The following is a 1,736-nucleotide window of genomic DNA, read 5'->3' on the forward strand; positions in this document are numbered from 1 at the left end:
GGGGCCCGTATTTCAATAAGTGCTCGGCAGAGGGGTGTTGGTGGGAGTCTGAGATATGACCCCGTGTCTGTCAGGCCGCGTTGCCGCTCGTGCTCTGCGGGCCAAGTTCGATCAGATCCTGCCGCACTTCGATGAGCGCCGCCGTCGGTTGTACCTGGCCAGTGAGGCGACGGCCCTCGGCCGCGGCGGGATGGTCCGGGTCGCCGCCGCCTCCGGCACCAGCACTGCCACCATCGCGCGTGGTATGGCCGAGTTGGCCGGTTGCTCCTCGCCGACCCTGCGGGTCCGGGCTCCTGGTGCGGGCCGCAAGCGGCTGGCTGACACCGACCCTGGTCTGCTGCCCGCGCTGGAGTCGCTGATCGAGCCGCACACCCGAGGCGACCCCGTCTCTCCGTTGCGGTGGACCACGCTGTCGTTACGGGCCCTGGCCTCAACCCTCACCGCCCAGGGCCACCCGGTCAGCGCTTCAACCGTCGGACACCTGCTGCACACGCTGGGCTACAGCCTGCAGGGAACCGCGAAGACAACGGAGAGCATCAGCCATCCGGACCGCGATGCCCAGTTCACCCACCTGAATGCCACCGCCGCCGCGTTCCTCGACGATGCCCAGCCGGTGATCAGCGTCGACACCAAGGCCAAGGAATGGCTCGGCAACCGGGACCGGCCCGGTCGCACCTGGCGGCCGGGCAAGAACGCGATCAAGGTGGACTGCCACACGTTCACCACCAACGAGCAGCCCATGGCGATCCCCTACGGGATCTACGACATTGCCAACAACAGCGGATGGGTCAACGTCGGCACCGACCACGACACCGCCCAGTTCGCGGTGGAGTCCATCCGACGCTGGTGGCAGCACCGCGGACGGGCGGACCACCCGAATGCCCGCAGGCTCCTGATCACCGCCGACTCCGGCGGCTCCAACGACCCCCGCCGCTGGACCTGGAAAAACAACCTTGCCGCCTTCGCACGAGAGAGCGGCCTGGAGGTCACGGTCTGTCACCTACCGCCGGGGACTTCGAAGTGGAACAAAAAAGAGCACCGGATGTTCTGTCACATCACCGCGAACTGGCGGGGGCGGCCGCTGACCAGCTACCAGGTCGTCCTCGAGACCATCGCCGCCACAACCACCCAGACCGGCCTGACCATCGGGGCCGAACTGGACACAGGCAGCTACGACCTCGGCATCAGCGTCACACCCGCCGAGTTCCACGCCCTTCCGATCACACCCAACGCCTTCCACGGTGACTGGAACTACACACTGTCTCCCGTTCCACCGCGAGCGCCAGACGCGCCGGCAACGACACACCGGACCGACCCGGCCCTGACCGCGATGCTCACCGATCCGGCCCTGACCGGCATGTCACGAACCGCCTTCGAGTATCTGGTGGCGGTCTCGGAGCCCTTCTGAGACGCCTTGGCCGAGGCAGCATTCCAGCGACGCTTCCACCGCCCGCGCAGCTACCGCCACCCACAGACCAGCAGCGTGGACCACACCCACCGGCTCCTGGCAGCCATCCCGCGCCGCCGCAGAGCGGTGACCATGACTTTCCTGGCCCAACTACTGGGCGTCAACCGCACCAACCTGTCCATCCAGTACCAGGACGCAAAACGGCTCCTGGACCTGCACCGGATCCTCGTCACGCCGATCCCCGGATCGCCCGCCCGCACATTGGAACAGCTACACGCCCGAACAACTGCGGAATCCCGTCCCTGACAGTTATTGAAATACGGGCCCC

Annotated in this window: 1 pseudogene; it reads left to right on the plus strand. The window is 66.9% G+C overall.

Annotation, left to right across the window (positions count from 1 at the left end):
* Positions 1-55: 55 nt before the first annotated feature.
* Positions 56-1,736, plus strand: a pseudogene (locus ADL12_RS21360) (ISAzo13 family transposase); the annotation flags it as partial.

Source organism: Streptomyces regalis (assembly GCF_001509475.1).
GTDB classification, from domain to species: Bacteria; Actinomycetota; Actinomycetes; order Streptomycetales; family Streptomycetaceae; genus Streptomyces; species Streptomyces regalis.